The organism is Streptomyces sp. 12E (genome assembly GCF_055633275.1).
On record NZ_JBVNCJ010000001.1, the window covers coordinates 1,474,938 to 1,494,527 of the forward strand.

Here is a 19,590-nt window from a genome sequence, read left to right on the forward strand (position 1 = left end):
GGACCACCAAACAACCGAACAAACCCGCCGGCGCCTACAGCAGCGAGGCCCGCGGCCCGTCCGGCTGCTCCAGCCGCCGCTCCAGCACCGACCGGGCGATGTCGGACGCCTCGTCCTCGGTGAGCCGGCGGAAGCCGTCGTCGGTGATCACGGTGACGATCGGATAGATCCGGCGGGCGACATCGGGACCACCGGTCGCCGAGTCGTCGTCTGCCGCGTCGTACAGCGCCTGCACCACCAGCGTGGTGGCCTCGGCCTCGCTCAGGTCGTCCCGGAACAGCTTCTTCATCGCACCGCGCGCGAAGATCGACCCGGAACCCGTCGCGGCGTACCCGTGCTCCTCCGAACGCCCGCCCGTGACGTCGTAGGAGAAGATCCGTCCCTTCTCCCGGTCCACGTCGTACCCGGCGAACAGCGGGACCACGGCCAGTCCCTGCATGGCCATGCCCAAATTCGAACGGATCATCGTCGACAGCCGGTTCGCCTTGCCCTCCAGCGACAGCTGTGCGCCCTCGACCTTCTCGAAGTGCTCCAGCTCCAGCTGGAACAGCTTCACCATCTCCACGGCCAGCCCCGCCGTACCGGCGATCCCCACCGCCGAGTACTCATCGGCCGGGAACACCTTCTCGATGTCCCGCTGCGCGATGACGTTCCCCATGGTGGCCCGCCGGTCACCGGCGAGAACCACGCCGCCCGGAAACGTGACGGCCACGATCGTCGTCCCGTGCGGGGCTTCGATCACGCCCTTCACGGGCGGCAACGACCTCTTGCCCGGCAACAGCTCCGGCTGGTGCTCGGAGAGGAAGTCCATGAAGGAGGAAGAGCCTGGCGTCAGGAAGGCAGCCGGTAGACGCCCGGTGCTACGAGTGTTGGCTTCCACGCGATTCCTTCCACGTATGCGGCAGCCCGCCTTATGGCATCGGGCCGATCCTTGAACTGCCCCAGCGCCGCGTTGCGGCTGAAGCACAGTACGCCACGGACCCTACCCGTCTCGTGGCAGTGATCCACATGCTTGGCCGGGGCGGCAAGGCATGTACAACGAATGCCTTGCCGCTCCGCGGTCATCGCGTCCAACTCGACTGGAGTGAGACCGCACTTGCGACGGAGGCGGCCTGCCGGACCATCGGCCGCCCTGCATCGGCTCGCCGGCCCGTCCGCGGCGCTGCTCCTGCGGTGCGCTCACTGCGGGGCTTCACCTCGTCGCAGCCACGACGATGCTTGCCCCCGGCGGAACGAACACCTTCCTGCGAACCGTCCGCCCCTTCGCCTCCCGGCGCTGCCGGGAGTGCTCGGCCGAGCACTCCCGGCAGTACGCCCGAAGGCCGTCGCGCATGGACCTGTCGTCAGCGAACGCCGCCCGCGGCTGTTCCTCTCGGCACCGCGAACACTTTTCGGCGTCGTTCACGTATGTAGATTACTGACCACCCTTTTGAACAAAGCTTCGGACGAAATCCTCGGCGTTGGCCTCGAGCACGTCGTCGATCTCGTCCAGGACGTCGTCCACGTCCTCGCTCAGCTTTTCCTGACGCTCCTTGAGGTCCTCCGAAGCCTGCGCTTCCGCCGCCTGCTCCTCGACCTCCTCCGTGGACCGGGTGGCCTTCTGCTGTCCGCCGCCGGTGTCCTTGGTCGCCATCACCCTCACCCCGCTCGGTTCGCCCGACACGCTTGCTCGGTCAAGATCAGACCCTACTCTCCGGGTCCGACGATGCCCCCGTGGTTGCTCCAACCTACGGGGACCACCTCGATGATTCCCGGACCCGGCGTTTTCCACCCTGTCCGGCCGGCCCTTCCGGGCGCCCCGGTACCCGCTCAGTTTCCCGACAGCACCCTGACCAGGTCTTCCGCCGTACGGCAGCGGTCCAGGAGCTCCTTGACGTGATTACGCGTTCCGCGAAGCGGTTCCAGGGTTGGGACCCGCTGCAGCGAGTCCCGGCCCGGCAGATCGAAGATCACCGAGTCCCAGGAGGCCGCCGCCACGTCGTCCGCGTACTGCTCCAGACACCGCCCGCGGAAGTACGCGCGAGTGTCCTCCGGAGGCTTCGTACGGGCCCGCTCGACCTCTCCCTCGTCCAGCAGCCGCTTCATCCGTCCCCGGGCCACCAGACGGTTGTAGAGGCCCTTCTCAGGGCGTACGTCGGCGTACTGCAGGTCCACCAGGTGCAGCCGGGCGGCGTCCCAGTCCAGGCCGTCCCTGCGCCGGTAACCCTCCATGAGCTCCCGCTTGGCGACCCAGTCCAGCTCGCCGGCCAGGCTCATCGGGTCGTTCTCCAGCCGTGTGAGCGTGTCCTCCCAGCGGGCGAGGACGTCCCTGGTCTGGTCGTCGGCGTCCGCCCCGAACCGCTCCTCGACGTACTTGCGGGACAGCTCGAAGTACTCCATCTGGAGCTGCACGGCGGTCAGCGTGCGCCCGCTGCGCAGCGTGACGAGCCGCTTCAGGGCCGGATCGTGCGAGATCTGGTGCAGGGTGCGTACCGGCTGGTCCACCGCCAGGTCCACCGCGATGAACCCGTCCTCGATCATGGACAGGACCAGCGCCGTCGTACCCAGTTTCAGGTACGTCGAGATCTCGGACAGGTTCGCGTCACCGATGATCACGTGCAGCCGGCGGTACTTCTCCGCGTCGGCGTGCGGCTCGTCCCGGGTGTTGATGATCGGGCGCTTCAGGGTCGTCTCCAGCCCCACCTCGACCTCGAAGTAGTCCGCCCGCTGACTGAGCTGGAAGCCGTGCTCGTGGCCGTCCTGGCCGATGCCGACACGGCCGGCGCCGGTGAAGACCTGACGGGAGACGAAGAACGGGGTGAGGTGGCGCACGATGTCCGAGAAGGGGGTCTCCCGCTTCATCAGGTAGTTCTCGTGCGTGCCGTAGGAGGCGCCCTTGTTGTCGGTGTTGTTCTTGTACAGGTGGATCGGCTGGGCGCCGGGGAGCTGGCCGGCGCGTTCCGCCGCCTCGGCCATGATCCGCTCACCGGCCTTGTCCCAGAGGACGGCGTCGCGCGGGTTGGTGACCTCGGGGGCGCTGTACTCCGGATGGGCGTGGTCCACGTAGAGCCGTGCGCCGTTGGTGAGGATGACGTTGGCCAGGCCGATGTCCTCGTCGGTGAGCTGGGTGGCGTCGGCGGCCTCGCGGGCGAGGTCGAAGCCCCGCGCGTCCCGCAGCGGGTTCTCCTCCTCGAAGTCCCAGCGGGCCCGGCGGGCCCGGTGCATCGCCGCCGCGTAGGCGTTCACGATCTGGGACGAGGTGAGCATGGCATTGGCGTTGGGGTGGCCGGGGACGGAGATGCCGTACTCCGTCTCGATGCCCATTACTCGCCGTACGGTCATGCGGCCCTCCTTGCCCGGCGGCGTCCCCGGTCGGGGGCGCTGCTGTACCGCCGGCGCTCCGGTGCGTGTGCGGTGCCCGTCCCCGCACTGCGCGATTCGGCGGTACGGAAGAGCCTAGAACGCCTTTGTGCTGGTGGGGAGATCATTTGCGTCATTGCTGTGCTCCAGCCGTGGCCCGAAAAGCGGTCGGCTGCGGGTACCCGTCGAGGGCACCCGCAGCCGCCCTGGCTTTTACAGGTACTGACCGGTGTTCGCCACCGTGTCGATGGAGCGTCCGGTGTCCGCGCCCTGCTTTCCGGTGATGAGGGTGCGGATGTAGACGATCCGCTCGCCCTTCTTCCCGGAGATGCGGGCCCAGTCGTCCGGGTTGGTGGTGTTGGGCAGGTCCTCGTTCTCCTTGAACTCGTCCACGCAGGCCTGGAGCAGGTGGGAGACGCGGAGTCCCTTCTGGTTCTTCTCGAGGAAGTCCTTGATCGCCATCTTCTTGGCGCGGCCCACGATGTTCTCGATCATGGCGCCGGAATTGAAGTCCTTGAAGTAGAGGACTTCCTTGTCGCCGTTGGCGTAGGTGACTTCCAGGAAGCGGTTCTCCTCGGATTCGGCGTACATCTGTTCCACGGCGGTCTGGATCATGCTCTGGACCGTCATGGCCTTGTCGCCGCCGTGCTCGGCGAGGTCGTCACCGTGCAGCGGAAGGCGTTCGGTGAGGTACTTGCCGAAGATGTCCTGGGCCGCCTCGGCGTCCGGACGCTCGATCTTGATCTTCACGTCCAGCCGGCCGGGCCGCAGGATGGCGGGGTCGATCATGTCCTCGCGGTTGGAGGCGCCGATCACGACCACGTTCTGCAGGCCTTCCACGCCGTCGATCTCGGCGAGCAGCTGCGGGACGATGGTGTTCTCCACGTCCGAGCTGACGCCGGAGCCGCGGGTGCGGAAGAGGGATTCCATCTCGTCGAAGAAGACGATGACGGGGGTGCCCTCGCTGGCCTTCTCCCGGGCCCGCTGGAAGACCAGGCGGATCTGCCGCTCGGTCTCGCCGACGTACTTGTTCAGCAGCTCGGGGCCCTTGATGTTGAGGAAGAAGCTCTTGCCTGCGGCCTGGCCGGTGACCTCGGCGACCTTCTTGGCCAGCGAGTTGGCGACGGCCTTGGCGATGAGCGTCTTGCCGCATCCGGGGGGCCCGTAGAGCAGCACGCCCTTGGGCGGACGCAGTTCGTGCTCCTTGAACAGGTCCGGGTAGAGATAGGGCAGCTCGACCGCGTCGCGGATGGCCTCGATCTGGCCGCCGAGGCCGCCGATCTGCTCGTAGCCGATGTCGGGGACTTCCTCGAGGACGAGTTCCTCGACCTCGCTCTTGGGGACGACCTCGTAGACGTATCCGGAGCGGGGCTCCATGAGCAGGGCGTCGCCGGGGCGGATGGTGACGTCCAGCAGCGGCTCGGCGAGCCGCACCACCCGTTCCTCGTCGGTGTGCCCGAGCACCAGGGCCCGCTCGCCGTCCTCGAGGATCTCCTTGAGGGTGACGATGTCGCCGACGCGCTCGAACTCCATGGCCTCGACCACGTTGAGCGCTTCGTTGAGCATCACTTCCTGGCCGCGCCGGAGCTCGTCGAGCTCGACGCTCGGACTGACGTTCACCCGCAGCTTGCGGCCGCCGGTGAAGATGTCGGCCGTGCCGTCCTCGTTCGCCGTGAGGAAGACGCCGAAGCCGGCCGGGGGCTGTGCGAGCCGGTCGACCTCCTCCTTGAGGGCCACGATCTGGTCTCGGGCCTCGCGGAGCGTGCCGGCGAGTCGTTCGTTCTGGGCGGACACGCCGGCCAGATTGGTCTGCAGCTCGACGATCCGCTCTTCGAGAATCCTCGTGTGTCGCGGAGAGTCGGCGAGCTTGCGTCGCAGGACGGCGATCTCCTGCTCGAGATAGGCAATCTGCCCGGCCGGGTCGTCGGACCCGCGTCCTGGGCGGATGCCGCGGTTCATGTCGTCGTCGTGGGCTGCCACGGTCCTCACCTCCTCCAAGGGGAGCTGGACGCTTCCAGACCCTACCTGGGCGGGTGTCGATTGAAACCCCTAGATCACAAAGACAGTCGGGGTGTGTCCGATCTTCACCCTTGCGCTCTCCCTCACGCCAGGGGAATACCCACCGAAGATGATTGGAACCCAGGCGAAGGTAGGGTCGAAGTGTTCAACACCCGTCAGAGCTGGCCGGATTCCCGTTCGGTTCGACGCAGGAAACGGCAGGAGACATGAGCGTGCAGCAGGAGGCCGGAGTCGGTGGCGAGGCCCTGGAGGTCTGGATCGACCAGGACCTGTGTACCGGCGACGGCATCTGCGCCCAGTACGCGCCCGAGGTGTTCGAGCTGGACATCGACGGTCTGGCCTATGTGAAGAGTCCGCAGGACGAGTTGCTGCAGGACGCGGGGGCGACCACGCCCGTGCCGCTGCCGCTGCTCACGGACGTGGTCGACTCGGCGAAGGAGTGTCCGGGCGAGTGCATCCACGTCCGTCGGGTTTCGGACGGTGTCGAGGTGTACGGGCCGGACGCCGGGTGATCGGTGCGACACGGCGCGTCACGTCCGCCTGATTCCTCACCCGGAGGTGTGCCGGCTCCGCCGTACGCCCACGCGCGGGTCACACGCTCCTGGCGCCGGACGGGGCGGACCGCACGAACGCGCCGTTCTCCCACCGCCACTTCACGCTCTCGCGCACATCGGGGCAGCAACTGGGCACGTCGGCGGAGGAGTAGCCGAGGAGTACGGCGGTGACCTCGCCGTCACGCACGGCGAAGTCGTCGACGTTGGTGCGGTCCCCGGGGTCCACGAGGGTGGCCACCACACGTGGTTCGGCGCTGTCGGCGGTCCGGGTGAGGACGTACACGCCGTCGGGCGGGGTGCCCATCGGGGCGTCGCAGTGGACCACGGCCACCGTCTCCGGGTGTCCGTCGCCGTCGAGGTCGCCGGACGCCTTCTTCTTCACCACGGCCTTCACCCGGCCGCAGCGGAGGGGGAACTCGGCGGCCGCGGGATCGGGCGGGGCGACGCGCGCCGGGGCGCTCTTCGTGTGCGGCCCGGGGGGCGGCGCCGCGGTGGCGGCGTCGGGGCCCAGGACCGGGGAGAGGGCCACGACACCGGCGAGAGCCGTGGCGGTGGCGACCCAGTGAATGGGCCGGGTGCGCGTGTGGGCGAGTTCCGGGACGGCGGAAGGCTGCACGAGGAGGGTCTCCTGTGAGGGCTGTGCCGGTGGGGGTGGCCAGCATCGTGCCACACGTCACAGGACGGGGGAACGGCGGGGGGCGTGCGGTTCCGGTGCGGGGGAATCCGGAGGGGTTGCGGGCTGCTCACCGAGAGGTGTGCACAGGGACGGTTCGACTTGATCATGCGGTGGCCGGCTGCCGGGCTTGCGGCGTTTTGGGCCGTGCGGGCTACGGTGGTCGTGCGATCCGGGACGCCGGGTGCGGACCCTCGATCCACCGGAGTGACGGCCCGGGGCCTCTCCGTCGCCTCTGGCCGTACCCATCTGGCCGGGTCGCGCAGGGCGGTGTCCCTCAGCCGCCTCCCGGGACCGGGCCACGGACAGGATGCGTGCCCCCCGCCCCGGGTCGAGTACGCCGGGGCCCTGGGGGTGCCTCCCAGGCCCTCAAGGCAGCGGGGAGCGCCCACAGCCGTTCGGGGCGTGCGGCCGAGCGGACTCACTCCCACTGCGGCCCAGTCCGCGGAAACGGTTCCGCGCTCCGTGCCGTCGGCCGGGTCGTCGCGTCAACGTGGAGGCGTCGTGGCGTAGTTCCCGGCGGTTGCCGGGAACTACGCCACGACGCCTGTCCGTTGTGGGGTGGCGGGCCGCCTCAGCGGGCGGCGCCTCCGTCGGCGTTGGGGCCTGCGTAGTCCTCGCCGTAGGCGCCCTTGGCGGGGCGGCGGCGGCGCATGGGCGGCTCGACGCCGTCGGCGAGGCGGCGGGCGGTGAGCAGGAAGCCGGTGTGGCCGATCATCCGGTGGTCGGGGCGGACGGCCAGGCCCTCGATGTGCCAGTTGCGGATCATCGTCTCCCAGGAGGTCGGCTCGTTGAAGCAGCCGATCTCGCGGATGGACTCGACCGTCCGGGCGAGCTGGGTGGTGGTGGCGACGTAACAGCACAGGATGCCGCCGGGGACGAGTGCCTTGGAGACGGCCTCCAGGCACTCCCAGGGGGCGAGCATGTCGAGGATGACACGGTCGACGTCGGTGTCGGAGAGGTTGTCCTGGAGGTCGCCGACGGTGAGCTGCCAGGCGGGGTGCGGGCCGCCGAAGTACCGCTCGACGTTCTGCCGGGCGATGTCGGCGAAGTCCTCGCGGCGCTCGTAGGAGTGCAGCATGCCCTGGTCGCCGATGGCGCGCAGCAGGAAACTGCTGAGCGAGCCGGAGCCGACGCCGGCCTCGACGACGCGCGCGCCGGGGAAGATGTCGGCGAAGGCGAGGATCTGCCCCGCGTCCTTCGGGTAGACGACGGCTGCCCCGCGGGGCATGGACAGGACGTAGTCGGGGAGCAGGGGGCGCAGCGCGAGGTAGGCGACGTTCCCGGTGGTGCGGACAACGCTGCCCTCGGGAGCGCCGATCAGCTCGTCGTGGGGGAAGGAACCCTTGTGGGTGTGGAAGTTCTTCCCGGCCTCGAGCGTGAACGTGTAGTGGCGGCCCTTGGGGTCGGTCAGCTGAACCTGGTCCCCGACCTTGAAGGGCCCGCGCCTGCGGGCGGCACCGGTCGGTTCGGACATGTGAACAGCCTACCCGTCCCGGGAGGGGGCGCCGACCACCGCCGGTGCGGGCGGGTGGGTTCAGCTGGGCCGCGCCATCGCCTTCACGAAGGCGCGCTCGACGTCGGCCGCGGACAGGACGCCGTAGATCTCGCCGGTGTCCTCGACCACGAGGTACTCGGTGGCCGGGGTGGCGCGCAGCGCGTCCAGGAGGTCTTCCCCGGCGAGCTCGGCGGAGACGTGCATGCCGTCGGTGAGGTCCTGGGCGAGGGTGCCGACCGGTACCCAGGGGCGGCGGTGTTCGGGTACGCCGACGATGGCGGCCTCGCGGACCAGGGAGAGGGGGGCGCCGTCGGGGTCGACGACGACCAGGGCGCGGGCGCCGGCGGCGTTGGCGCGGCGCAGGGCCTCGGAGAGGGGCGTGTCGGTCTCGACGGGCACCGCGCGGCGGGTGAGGTTGCGGGCGCGCAGCTCGGGGAGGTGTTCGCGCAGCCGGGCCATGCGCAGGCTGTTGCCGGCGCCGGTCCAGATGATCGCGGCGAGGATGGCGGCGAGCAGGGCGTCCAGGACGGTGTCCATGCCCACGTTGTCCACGGCGTCGGAGCCGAGGGCGCCGGACTGGGTGAGCAGCGGGAGGCCGATCAGCACGGCCACGGCGAGGGCGCGGCCGACCCAGGCGGCGGCGACGGTGCCGGTCATGGGTTTGCCGCTGATCGCCCAGACGACGGCGCGGAGCATGCGGCCGCCGTCCAGGGGGAGGCCGGGCAGGAGGTTGAAGACGGCCACGATGAGGTTGGAGATCATCAGGCCGGCCAGCAGGACGCCGGGGACACTGCTGGGGTCGACGGCCAGCAGCGCGAGGTAGAAGAGGCCGGACAGGACGAGGGAGAGCAGGGGGCCGACGAAGGCCAGCACGAATTCGCGGCCGGGCGTCTCGGCCTCCTTCTCGATCTCGGAGACGCCGCCGAAGAACTGGAGCTGGATGCGGCGCACCGGGAGTTTGAAGCGGAGGGCGGCGAGGGTGTGGGCGAGCTCGTGGACGAGTACGGAGGCGTAGAAGGCGACCGCGAAGAACAGGGAGACGAGGTAGCTGGCGGCGCCGAGCTCGGGCAGCACCCGGTCGATCTGTCCGCCGAACACCCAGGTGATGAGGATGGCGACGAGGAACCAGCTGGGCGCCACGTACACGGGCACTCCGAACGGGCGCCCCATCAGCAGTCCGCCCCGCTGCTTCTCCTGCGGCCGCTGCGGCGGCGACGTCCGGCCGGCGCCGGAGCGGGCCGGCGGCCGTCCCGTGCCGTGGCCGGTGTCCGGCCCGCCCGCGGGGGCGGAGGGCTCGCCGGGCCCGGCGTCCGGTGTCCGGGAGCCGCTGCGGGTGCTGTCGGCGGCGGGCTCGGCCGCGGGGCCGTCGGTGGGGTGGGCGGGCGCGGGGGTGGTCGGGGGCTGGGGGCCCGTGTGGTCGGGCGACTGGTCGTTGCCGGGTCGCGGCTGTCCGCGCCCGCCGCTTGCGTCCACCGGTGTCCCCTCGTTCGCTGCGTCTCCCGCGCCTGCCGGGCGGGAGGGTCTCGTGTCGATGGTATGCGTCCCGCGCCGCGTGTTCGGCCCCGGCACCCTGTCTCCTCCTCTCCTTCCCCTTCCCTCTCCGCCGTCACGCGCGGCGCCCACGACCGGTCGGGGGTCCGCCCCCGGAGGGGTGCGGGGTGTGGACGCGCCGGCCGCCGTGGACGACGGCGCCCTCCCGGGCCCCCCGTTCCGCCGGCGGCGCACGCTCTGTCGGTGGCGGGCCGTAAGGTCTGTGGCATGGAGACCATCACCGAGGGCGAGGAGCGGGCCGGCGGCGGCCCGGGCACCGTGGACGTACGAGCGGACACGGCCGCCGTACCGCCTGCGTCGCTGTCCCCCTCGCGTGCGAGCGACTTCATGCAGTGCCCCCTGCTGTACCGGTTCCGGGTCATCGACCGGTTGCCCGAGAAGCCGAGCGAGGCGGCGACCAGGGGCACGCTGGTGCACGCGGTGCTGGAGCGCCTCTTCGACGTCCCGGCCGCCGATCGCACCGCGCCCCGGGCGAAGTCGCTGGTCCCGGGTCAGTGGGAGCTGCTGCGCGAGACGCGGCCGGAGGTCGTGGAGCTGTTCGCCGACGATCCGGAGGGCGAGCGGCTGGCTCGCTGGCTGGCGGAGGCGGAGAGACTGGTCGAGCGGTGGTTCTCGCTGGAGGATCCGAGCCGGCTGGAGCCCGCCGAGCGGGAGCTGTTCGTCGAGGCGGAGCTGGACTCCGGGCTGAGACTGCGCGGCATCATCGACCGGGTGGACGTCGCGCCCACCGGCGAGGTGCGGATCGTCGACTACAAGACGGGCAAGGCGCCACGGCCGGAGTACGCCGAGGGCGCGCTGTTCCAGATGAAGTTCTACGCCCTGGTGGTGTGGCGGCTGAAGAAGGTGATCCCGCGCCGGCTCCAGCTGGTGTACCTCGGCAGCGGTGACGTGCTGACCTACGACCCCGTGCTCGCGGATCTGGAGCGGGTGGAGCGCAAGCTGCTCGCGCTGTGGGACGCGATCCGGCTGGCGACCGAGACGGGTGTCTGGCGTCCGCGGCCCACGAAGCTGTGCGGCTGGTGCGACCACCAGGCGCACTGCCCGGAGTTCGGCGGCACCCCCCCGCCCTACCCCCTCCCGGTGAGGGCGCCCGAGTCCGACGGGGCCCAACAGGGCAGAATGGGGCCGGACTAGCGAAGGAGACTTACGTGGCCATCCGCGTCCTACTGGTCGACGACCAGCCGTTGCTGCGTACCGGGTTCCGGATGATCCTGGAGGCCGAGCAGGACATCGCGGTCGTCGGCGAGGCCGGGGACGGCCTCCAGGCCCTGGACCAGGTGCGGGCGCTGCAGCCCGATGTGGTGCTGATGGACATCCGCATGCCGCGGATGGACGGGGTGGAGGCGACCCGGCAGATCACCGGGCCCGAGCGGGACGGGCCGGCGAAGGTGCTGGTGCTGACGACGTTCGATCTCGACGAGTACGTGGTGGAGGCCCTGAGGGCGGGGGCCAGCGGCTTCCTGCTGAAGGACGCCCCGGCAGGCGAGCTGGTGCAGGCGATCCGTGTGGTGGCCGCCGGGGAGGCGATGCTCGCGCCGAGCATCACGCGCCGGCTGCTGGACAAGTACGCCACGCATCTGCCGTCCGGTGACGAGCCGGTGCCGGACACGCTGCACACGCTGACCGAGCGTGAGGTCGAGGTGCTGAAGCTGGTGGCGCGCGGGCTGTCCAACGCGGAGATCGCCGCCGATCTGTTCGTCAGCGAGACCACCGTCAAGACGCACGTCGGCCATGTCCTGACCAAGCTGGGGCTGCGCGACCGGGTGCAGGCGGCGGTGTACGCCTACGAGAGCGGGCTGGTGCGCCCCGGCGCGCAGTAGTGCGGCAGTCGCGGTACGACGGGGGCGCCCTCCTCGACAGGGGGGGCGCCCCCGTCGTGCCGACGGGGCGTCAGCTCTTGCTCAGTTCCCAGAACCGGAACACGGTCGAGGCGTCGAGGCAGTGCTCCAGGCCGTACACGCCGTCGTGGACGACCGCGTACTGCTTGGCCTGCCGGACCGGGAGGACGGGGACGTCCTCGGCGACGATGTCCTGGATCCGGCCGAAGTCCTCGTCGGTGGCGGAGCGGTCGCTCCGGGCGGCCGTGCGCGGGAGGAGCGACTCGGTGATCGGGCCGGCGTCGTAGTTGTTGTCCAGCACGTTGCCCTCGCCGAAGAAGGGCCCGGTGAAGTTGTCGGGGTCCGGGTAGTCGGGCACCCAGCCCTTGACGTGGACGCCGTACTTGCCGGCCGCGATGTCCTTCTCGTACTGGGCGAAGGGGACGGACTCGACGTCGGCGTCGAAGAGTCCGCTGGCGTTGAGCTGTCCGGCGATCGCCTTCAGCTCCTGGCCGGTGGCCGGGCCGTAGCGGGACGGGGTGGACCACAGGGTCAGCTTCACCTTGCCGGTGATGCCCTCCTCCTCCAGCGCCGCGGCGGCCTCTGCCCTGGAGGGGCGGGCGCCGTAGGTGTCGAAGAAGGCGGTGTTGTGGCCGGCGATGCCGACCGGGACGATCGAGTACAGCGGGCTGGCCGTGCCCTGGTGGACGTCCCGGACGAGGGCGTCACGGTCGATCAGGTGGGCGATGGCCCGGCGCACGCCGAGCCTTCCGGCAACCGGGCCGTCCATGTGGAAAACCAGGTGCTGGACCTCGGCGCTGCCGCCCTCGACGACCTCGGTGCCGCCGGTTCCGTCGTCGGCCCGCTCGATGTCGTTGATGGCCTCGGCGGTGAGGCCGCGGTAGGCGACGTCGACCTCGGCGTCCTGCACGGCCTTCTTCAGGGCGTTCTGGTCGCCGTGGAAGAACTCCAGGGTCACACCGGAGTTCTTGGTCCCGGCGGCGCCCCCGTAGTGCTCGTTGACGGAGAAGACGGCGCGGTCGTTGGCGAACGAGTCCAGCCGGTACGGACCGGAGCCGACCGCCTTGCCGTCCCCGCGCAGTCCGTCGGCGTCGTACTCGCGGTGGTCGACGATGGAACCGGCGCCGGACGCGATCTTGCCGGGGAAGGTGGCGTCGGGTGTGTTGAGCCCGAAGACGACCGTCTTCTCGTCGGGGGTGCGGACCTCTCCCAGCGTGGGGAACATGACCGCGGGCCCGTCGGGGTCGTTGATCCTCGTCATGCGGTCGAAGGAGAACTTCACGTCCTTCGAGGTGAGCGGGGCCCGTTGCCGAACTTCAGTCCGTCCCGCAGCGTGCAGCGGTAGACGGTGGTTCCGGCGTCCGTGAAGCCGCAGCTCTCGGCGGCGTCCGGCTGCGGCTCGGTGGCTCCCCCGGGAAAGCTGAGCAGCGACTGGAAGACGTTGTTGAACAACAGCCAGGAGGCGGGGTCGTAGCCGGAGGCGGGGTCGGTGGACAGGACGTCGTCGGACATTCCCACCACGATGTCGGAGCCCTCGGCCCCGGTGTCACCGCTCTCGGTGCCACAGCCGGTCAACAGGCCGGAGGCCAGCCCCGCCACGATGGGCAGGACTGGCCACGGGTCACGCGGATTCACGTGCTGTGTCTTGTCGTTCTTGCTGCCCGGACCGTGTCACCGGTCCGGGTTCGTGCGGTTCCGTCACTCGGTGACGCCGCGCGCGAGCTCCCACAGCTGGAGGGACGAGGAGGAGTTGAGCGCGTAGGCGGTGCCGGTGACGCCGTCGCGGGCGGCGACGTACTGCTTGCCCTGCCACAGCGGGAGCACCGGGACCTCGTCGGCGACGATGTTCTGGATCTCCGCGAGGCTGTCGGAGGCGGACAGCCGGTCGGCCTGGCGGCGCGACTCGGGGATCAGCTCCTTGATGATCTTGGAGTTGGCGTAGGGCGAGCTGAGGAAGTTGTCCTCGTCGAGGAAGGGGGCGGTGAAGGCGTCGGCGTCCGGGTAGTCGGGGAACCAGCCCATGCCGTAGACGTCGTACTTCTCGTTCTGGGCGGCGGTCTTGAACTTGCTCCAGGTCTCGCTCTTGATGTCGGTCTCGAACAGACCGCTGTCGTTGAGCTGCTTGCTCAGCTGCTCGAACTCCGTCTTGGCGGCGGGGCCGTAGTGGTCGTGCGTGTAGTGCAGCGTCAGCTTCACCGGGGTGCTGACGCCGGCATCCTCCAGCAGCTTGCGGGCCTCGGCCACGCTCGGGTCGCCGTACAGGTTGAAGAACGCGTTGGTGTGACCGGTGACGCCCGCGGGGACCAGCGAGAACAGCGGCTCGGCCTGCGAGCCGTAGACGTTGCCGACCAGCTCGCCGCGGTTGATGACCTGGGCCATCGCCTTGCGGACGGCCTTGTCCTTCACGGTGGGGGCCTCGGTGTTGAACGCCAGGTAGCGGATCTCCAGACCGGGCGACTCGACCACCTCGATCTCGTCGTCGGTGTTGTTGCTGAGCTCCTGGATCTGCTCGGGCGACATGGTGCGGGTCGCCATGTCGATCTCGCCCTTCTCCAGCGCCTCGCCCATGGCGTCGGCACTGTCGTAGGAGAGCATCTCGACCTTGTCGTTGTTCACCTCCAGCGCGCCCTTGTAGGAGGGGTTCTTGGTGAAGGTGGCGCTGACCAGCGTGTCGCCCTCGACCTTGCCCTCGAAGGTGTACGGACCGGAGCCGTCGATCTCGAAGCCCTCGCGCAGCTTGCCCTTGTCGTAGTCGTCCGGGTTGACGATGCCCGCGACCGGGGTGGACAGCTTGTACGGGAAGGTGGCGTCGGCGCTCTTGAGGTGGAAGATCACCTCGCGGTCGCCCTGCGTCTCGACGGTGTCGACGGTGGACAGCAGCGCGAACACACCACTGTCGCCCTCGAGGGAGATGGCGCGCTCGATGGAGAACTTCACGTCCTCCGCGGTGATCGCGTCGCCGTTGGAGAACTTCAGCCCGTCCCGCAGGGTGCAGCTGTAGCGCTCGTTGCCGGCGTCGGTGAATCCGCACGACTCGGCGGCCTCGGGCACCGGCTCGCCGTCGCCCCGGGGCTGGACCATCAGGGTCTGCACGGTCTGCCGCAGGATGTTCCAGGTACCGACGTCATAGGCCCAGGCCGGATCGAGGGGCGCGGGGCCGTCCTCCTTGGATGCGGTGAACCGGTCCGTGGTGCCCACGACGATCGCTTCGCCGTCTCCGCTCCCGCCCTCGGTGTCGCCGCAGGCGGCGAGCACCGGCGCGAGCAGGCCCATCGCGGCCGCCAGCACCAAAGTCTTGCGGTTCATGCTCGAGTTTCTCCAGGACTGTCGACTCCGTGTATCCGGCATGCGGGGTTGTTGCAGCGGATCACAGGGATGGGGGCGAGGTTCTCGCGATGACATTAGTCCGCGCCCGCAGGAGGGTTCACGGCCGCCGGAGTTGAGGGCACATCACGGAGTGGAACCAGGTGTGAACGCACCGGTAAAGGCACCCGGGGAAGGATTGGTGCACCTTCTCATGAATCGGGACACAAGGGCGCGCCGATGACCTACGGAATGGTGCGGAAGGCAGAGGCGGACATCGTTGTCGACCCCCCTTCATGTGGCGAAGCTCACATGTGAAAACGGGCTGGACGGAACCGGAATTCGGCCACCGGCAAGCGGGCCGAATTAGCCCGGACGCATGCGCCCGGCACCTCCGGAGCCGGGCGGCGGGAATTCCGGCGGTAACGCCGCTGCACTGGGTGAACGCCTAGCGCATTTCCGTCATCACACCGCGCAGGAATGTCAGGTCCACGGCTTCCAGGGAGGGGACGACCGTCCGCCGGGCGGCCGGGGCGATCGGGCCCACCGAGGGCACCGCGACGACCTGGCAGCCCGCCGCCTCGGCGGCGGCGACACCGGTCACGGTGTCCTCGACGACGGCGCACCGCACGGGGTCCACGCCGAGGCCGGCGGCGGCCGCGAGGTACGGGTCGGGGTGCGGCTTGGTGCGCGGTACCTCGTCACCGGCGATCGACAGCGCGAAGTGCCGGTGGCCCAGCCTGTCCAGCACCCGGTCGATGATGCGCCGGTGGGAAGCGGAGACGAGCGCGGTGGGGATCTCGTGCTCGGACAGCTCGGCGAGCAGTCGCGCGGCGCCCGGCATCAGCGGCAGGGCGTGGTCGATACGGTCCTCGAAGCCGTCGTTGAGCAGCACCGTCAGCTCGGGGAGGCCGATGTCGGCGCCGGTGGCCTCGATGAGGAACCCCGCGCTGCGGGTCATGGGGCCGCCGACCACGACATGGCGCCAGGACTCGTCGAGGGTGTGGCCGAGGGAGGCGAAGACCTCCTTCTCGACGTCCCACCAGAAACCCTCGGTGTCCACCAGGGTGCCGTCCATGTCGAGGAACACGGCCTGCAGGGCCGAACCCTCGGCCGTCCGGGTTCCGAGCGCGGGGACCGTACTGGTCATCCACGTACCTCCTTCGCAGGGACGACCAGGCCGGTTCCCACGGGGGAACCGGCCTGGGGTGGACCGACAAGTGTACGTCGTGCGGGACGCGAACGCCCGGTGTGACCGGTGGAGCCTCAGCGGGCGTTGAAGTACTTGGCCTCCGGGTGGTGGATGACGATGGCGTCCGTGGACTGCTCGGGGTGCAGCTGGAACTCCTCGGAGAGCTGCACGCCGATCCGCTCGGGTTCGAGCAGGGCGGCGATCTTGGCGCGGTCCTCCAGGTCGGGGCAGGCGCCGTAGCCGAGGGAGAAGCGGGCGCCCCGGTACTTCAGGGCGAACATGTCCTCCATCGCGGCCGGGTCCTCGCCCGCGAAGCCGAGCTCGGAACGCACGCGCGCGTGCCAGTACTCGGCGAGGGCCTCCGCCAGCTGCACGGAGAGCCCGTGCAGCTCCAGGTAGTCGCGGTAGGCGTTGGCCTCGAACATCCGGGCGGTCTCCTCGCCGATCCTCGATCCGACGGTGACCACCTGGAGGCCGACCACGTCGGTCTCGCCGGACTCCTCCGGGCGGAAGAAGTCGGCCAGGCACAGCCGGCGGCCGCGGCGCTGGCGCGGGAAGGTGAAGCGGGTGCGCTCGTTGCCCTGCTCGTCCAGGATGATCAGGTCGTCGTCCTTGGAGACGCACGGGAAGTAGCCGTAGACCACGGCCGCCTCCAGCAGGTTCTCCGTCTGGAGCCGGTCGAGCAGTCCGCGCAGCCTGGGCCGCCCCTCGGTCTCGGCCAGCTCCTCGTAGGTCGGCCCGTCGCCGGTGCGGGCCTGCTTCAGGCCCCACTGGCCCTTGAAGAGGGCGCCCTCGTCGAGCCAGCTCGCGTACTCCTTGAGCTGGATGCCCTTGATCACGCGCGTGCCCCAGAAGGGCGGGGCGGGAACCGGGTTGTCGGTGGCGACGTCGGAGCGGACGTGCCCCTCCTCGGGCCGCTCCTCGATCTCCACGGTGGCCGCGCGGACCCGGCGCTGCCTCAGTTCCGGCAGCCGCGCGCCGGGCACTCCGCGCTTGATGCCGATGAGGGCGTCCATCAGGCGCAGGCCCTCGAAGGCGTCGCGGGCGTAGCGGACCTCGCCCTGGTAGATCTCGTGGAGGTCCTGCTCGACGTAGGCGCGGGTGAGGGCGGCACCGCCGAGGATGACGGGGTAGTCGGCGGCCAGGCCGCGCTGGTTGAGTTCCTCCAGGTTCTCCTTCATGATCACCGTCGACTTCACCAGCAGCCCGGACATGCCGATGACGTCGGCCTTGTGTTCGTCGGCGGCGTCCAGGATCGCGGAGACCGGCTGCTTGATGCCCAGGTTGACGACGTTGTAGCCGTTGTTCGACAGGATGATGTCGACCAGGTTCTTGCCGATGTCGTGCACGTCGCCGCGCACGGTGGCCAGCACGATGGTGCCCTTGCCCACAGCGTCTTCACCGTCTGCGACTTTCTCCATGTGCGGCTCGAGGTACGCGACGGCGTTCTTCATCACCTCGGCGGACTGGAGCACGAACGGCAGCTGCATCTGGCCGGAGCCGAACAGCTCACCGACCACCTTCATGCCGTCCAGGAGGGTGTCGTTGACGATGTCGAGGGCCTTGCGGGTCTTGAGGGCCTCGTCCAGGTCGGCCTCCAGGCCGCCTCGCTCGCCGTCGATGATGCGGCGCTTGAGGCGCTCCTCCAGGGGCAGCGCGGCGAGTTCCTCGGCCTTGCCCGCCTTGAGGGACTTGGCGGTGGCGCCCTCGAAGAGCTGCATGAGCCTCTGGAGCGGGTCGTAGCCCTCGGCGCGACGGTCGTGGATCAGGTCCAGGGCCGTTTGGACCTCTTCCTCGCTGAAGCGGGCGATGGGCAGGATCTTCGACGCGTGGACGATCGCCGAGTCCAGTCCGGCCTTGACGCACTCGTCGAGGAAGACCGAGTTCAGCAGGATGCGGGCGGCCGGGTTGAGGCCGAAGGAGATGTTCGACAGGCCGAGGGTGGTCTGCACCTTGGGGTGGCGCTTCTTCAGCTCGCGGATGCCCTCGATGGTGGCCAGGCCGTCCTTGCGGGACTCCTCCTGGCCGGTGCAGATGGTGAAGGTCAGACAGTCGACGAGGATGTCCTCCTCGCGGATGCCCCAGTTGCCGGTCAGGTCGTCGATCAGCCGCTCGGCGATCTCCACCTTCTTCTCGGCGGTGCGGGCCTGGCCCTCCTCGTCGATGGTGAGCGCGATCAGCGCGGCGCCGTGCTCCTGCGCCAGCCGCGTGACCTTGGCGAACCGCGACTCGGGCCCGTCGCCGTCCTCGTAGTTCACCGAATTGATCACCGCACGGCCGCCGAGCTTCTCCAGCCCGGCCCGGATGACGTCGACCTCGGTGGAGTCGAGGACGACGGGCAGGGTGGACGCGGTGGCGAAGCGTCCGGCCAGTTCCTCCATGTCGGCGACGCCGTCGCGGCCCACGTAGTCCACGCACAGGTCCAGCATGTGCGCGCCTTCGCGGATCTGCTCGCGGGCCATCTCCACGCAGTCGTCCCAGCGGCCCTCGAGCATCGCCTCGCGGAACTTCTTCGATCCGTTGGCGTTCGTCCGCTCGCCGATCGCCAGGTAGGAGGTGTCCTGGCGGAAGGGGACGCTCTGGTAGAGGGAGGCCGCGCCGGGCTCCGGGCGCGGGTCGCGCTCGGCCGGGGCGAGGTCGCGCACGCGCTCCACGAGCTGCCGGAGGTGCTCGGGCGTGGTGCCGCAGCAGCCGCCCACCAGGGACAGGCCGTAGTCGCGTACGAAGTTCTCCTGGGCGTCCGCCAGCTCTCCGGGGGAGAGCGGGTAACGGGCGCCGTCCTTGGTGAGCTCCGGCAGGCCGGCGTTGGGCATGCAGGACAGCCGGACGCGGGAGTGGCGGGCCAGGTGGCGCAGGTGCTCGCTCATCTCGGCCGGGCCGGTGGCGCAGTTCAGGCCGATCATGTCGATGCCCAGCGGTTCCAGCGCGGTGAGCGCGGCGCCGATCTCGGAACCGAGCAGCATGGTGCCGGTGGTCTCGACCGTGACCGAGACGATCAGCGGGACCTCGAACCCGGCGGTCTCCATCGCGCGGCGGGCGGCGATCACGGAGGCCTTGGTCTGCAGCAGGTCCTGGGTCGTCTCCACCAGCAGCGCGTCCGCACCGCCCGCGAGCAGGCCCTCGGCGTTCTGCTGGTAGGCGTCCCGGATGGCGGTGAAGGTGGTGTGGCCGAGGGTGGGCAGCTTGGTGCCGGGGCCCATCGAGCCGAGCACCCAGCGGGTGCGGCCGTCCCGCGCGGCGTGCTCGTCGGCGGCCTCGCGGGCGATGCGGGCGCCCGCCTCGGACAGCTCGGCGACGCGCTCCGGGATGTCGTACTCGCCGAGGGCGGTGAGGTTGGCGCCGAAGGTGTTCGTCTCCACGCAGTCGACTCCGGCGTCGAAGTACTCGGAGTGGACCGAACGGACGATGTCCGGACGCGTCAGGTTCAGGATCTCGTTGCAGCCCTCGAGGTTCTGGAAGTCCTCGAGCGTGGGGTCCTGGGCCTGGAGCATGGTGCCCATGGCTCCGTCGGCGACCACCACCCGGGTGGCGAGCGCCTCGCGGAGGGCGGACACACGGGTCCGGCTGTCGGCGGAAGGGGTCTGCGGCAACGAGGCCATGAAAGGGGCTCCCTCTGGGTGCGA

Annotated in this window: 15 protein-coding genes and 1 pseudogene; 3 read left to right on the forward strand and 13 right to left on the reverse strand. The window is 70.0% G+C overall.

From position 1 onward, the window contains the following. Positions 1 to 34: 34 nt before the first annotated feature. From prcB to arc, 6 genes are all read right to left on the reverse strand, one after another. On the reverse strand, positions 35 to 880 hold the full coding sequence (prcB, locus tag ACZ8ZB_RS06925; protein ID WP_470736817.1) for a proteasome subunit beta: 846 nt from the start codon (positions 878 to 880) through the stop codon (positions 35 to 37). Next, positions 832 to 1,065 (reverse strand): endonuclease domain-containing protein, encoded by a 234-nt coding sequence (locus ACZ8ZB_RS06930; RefSeq protein WP_470736818.1) that lies wholly within the window; start codon positions 1,063 to 1,065, stop codon positions 832 to 834. The genes prcB and ACZ8ZB_RS06930 overlap by 49 nt, the downstream gene beginning before the upstream one ends. A gap of 127 nt (positions 1,066 to 1,192) precedes the next feature. After that, a complete protein-coding gene (locus tag ACZ8ZB_RS06935; protein ID WP_470736819.1) occupies positions 1,193 to 1,405 on the reverse strand; it encodes a hypothetical protein in 213 nt (70 codons plus the stop codon). Between the two features lie 9 nt (positions 1,406 to 1,414). Beyond that, positions 1,415 to 1,633 carry a ubiquitin-like protein Pup gene (locus ACZ8ZB_RS06940; protein WP_217130297.1) on the reverse strand — a complete coding sequence of 73 codons (219 nt, stop codon included), beginning with the start codon at positions 1,631 to 1,633 and terminating at the stop codon, positions 1,415 to 1,417. Between the two features lie 176 nt (positions 1,634 to 1,809). Beyond that, the gene (gene dop, locus ACZ8ZB_RS06945) at positions 1,810 to 3,321 is read right to left on the reverse strand and encodes a depupylase/deamidase Dop (RefSeq protein WP_470736820.1); all 1,512 of its coding nucleotides are present in this window, start codon (positions 3,319 to 3,321) and stop codon (positions 1,810 to 1,812) included. A 231-nt stretch (positions 3,322 to 3,552) separates the two neighbouring features. Then, positions 3,553 to 5,319, reverse strand: a complete 1,767-nt coding sequence (gene arc / locus ACZ8ZB_RS06950) for a proteasome ATPase (protein WP_381231291.1) — start codon at positions 5,317 to 5,319, stop codon at positions 3,553 to 3,555. A 245-nt stretch (positions 5,320 to 5,564) separates the two neighbouring features. On the opposite strand from arc, the gene ACZ8ZB_RS06955 reads away from it, so the two are divergent. Beyond that, a complete protein-coding gene (locus tag ACZ8ZB_RS06955; protein ID WP_470736821.1) occupies positions 5,565 to 5,870 on the forward strand; it encodes a ferredoxin in 306 nt (101 codons plus the stop codon). Positions 5,871 to 5,949: 79 nt separating this feature from the next. Here the strand turns inward: ACZ8ZB_RS06955 and ACZ8ZB_RS06960 are convergent, their stop codons facing one another. The 3 genes from ACZ8ZB_RS06960 to ACZ8ZB_RS06970 all read right to left on the reverse strand — a co-directional run bounded on the left by ACZ8ZB_RS06960 (position 5,950) and on the right by ACZ8ZB_RS06970 (position 9,556). Continuing rightward, the gene (locus ACZ8ZB_RS06960) at positions 5,950 to 6,528 is read right to left on the reverse strand and encodes a hypothetical protein (RefSeq protein ID WP_470736822.1); all 579 of its coding nucleotides are present in this window, start codon (positions 6,526 to 6,528) and stop codon (positions 5,950 to 5,952) included. A 631-nt stretch (positions 6,529 to 7,159) separates the two neighbouring features. Next, positions 7,160 to 8,062: a tRNA (adenine-N1)-methyltransferase gene (locus tag ACZ8ZB_RS06965; protein WP_073933638.1), complete on the reverse strand. Its 903-nt coding sequence runs from the start codon at positions 8,060 to 8,062 to the stop codon at positions 7,160 to 7,162. Positions 8,063 to 8,122: 60 nt separating this feature from the next. Beyond that, positions 8,123 to 9,556 carry a site-2 protease family protein gene (locus ACZ8ZB_RS06970; protein WP_470736823.1) on the reverse strand — a complete coding sequence of 478 codons (1,434 nt, stop codon included), beginning with the start codon at positions 9,554 to 9,556 and terminating at the stop codon, positions 8,123 to 8,125. Between the two features lie 285 nt (positions 9,557 to 9,841). Here ACZ8ZB_RS06970 and ACZ8ZB_RS06975 point away from each other — a divergent pair, with 285 nt between their 5' ends. Together ACZ8ZB_RS06975 and ACZ8ZB_RS06980 are read left to right on the forward strand one after the other, a co-directional pair. After that, positions 9,842 to 10,768, forward strand: coding sequence for a RecB family exonuclease (locus ACZ8ZB_RS06975; protein WP_470736824.1), 927 nt, complete (start codon positions 9,842 to 9,844; stop codon positions 10,766 to 10,768). A 14-nt stretch (positions 10,769 to 10,782) separates the two neighbouring features. After that, complete coding sequence (locus ACZ8ZB_RS06980; protein ID WP_345586784.1) at positions 10,783 to 11,454, forward strand: response regulator transcription factor; 672 nt, start codon at positions 10,783 to 10,785, stop codon at positions 11,452 to 11,454. 70 nt (positions 11,455 to 11,524) lie between these two features. Here the strand turns inward: ACZ8ZB_RS06980 and ACZ8ZB_RS06985 are convergent. The 4 genes and pseudogenes from ACZ8ZB_RS06985 to metH form a co-directional block, all read right to left on the reverse strand. After that, a pseudogene (locus ACZ8ZB_RS06985) lies at positions 11,525 to 13,107 on the reverse strand (ABC transporter substrate-binding protein). Positions 13,108 to 13,170: 63 nt separating this feature from the next. Further along, the gene (locus ACZ8ZB_RS06990; protein WP_470736825.1) at positions 13,171 to 14,778 is read right to left on the reverse strand and encodes an ABC transporter substrate-binding protein; all 1,608 of its coding nucleotides are present in this window, start codon (positions 14,776 to 14,778) and stop codon (positions 13,171 to 13,173) included. A 445-nt stretch (positions 14,779 to 15,223) separates the two neighbouring features. Then, positions 15,224 to 15,925, reverse strand: coding sequence for an HAD family hydrolase (locus ACZ8ZB_RS06995; protein ID WP_470736826.1), 702 nt, complete (start codon positions 15,923 to 15,925; stop codon positions 15,224 to 15,226). 116 nt (positions 15,926 to 16,041) lie between these two features. Continuing rightward, positions 16,042 to 19,566, reverse strand: a complete 3,525-nt coding sequence (gene metH / locus ACZ8ZB_RS07000) for a methionine synthase (protein WP_470736827.1) — start codon at positions 19,564 to 19,566, stop codon at positions 16,042 to 16,044. Positions 19,567 to 19,590 lie beyond the last annotated feature (24 nt).